The organism is Gilvimarinus sp. 1_MG-2023 (genome assembly GCF_030548285.1).
Map to the genome: position 1 here is coordinate 1 of NZ_JAUOSC010001721.1, position 236 is coordinate 236.

Below are 236 nucleotides of genomic sequence, written 5' to 3' on the forward strand. Positions count from 1 at the left end.
CCAGCCGTCGAGGTAGGTTATTACGTGGCTCGGGTGTGCCCACACATAAAAAGTAACGCTGCTTTTGCAGGGCCGGTGTGTAGTCGGTTAACCGGCTCGGTGCTGGTAGAGCTTCGGCCCCGCTGTGATTTACTCGGGTGCGGGCTTCGGGGTTGGGCCAGTGGTTGGTGATATCGGCCGCGGTCGCGCTAGACACAGCAATCAAACGCTCGGCCGGCGCGGCGGCGCGGGCCATC

At 63.1% G+C, this 236-nt stretch carries 1 protein-coding gene; it reads right to left on the reverse strand.

All coding sequences use genetic code 11. The annotated features are described in order from the left end of the window. A partial coding sequence (locus tag Q4563_RS22625; protein ID WP_303606149.1) for a hypothetical protein occupies positions 1–236 on the reverse strand: 236 nt, incomplete at both ends.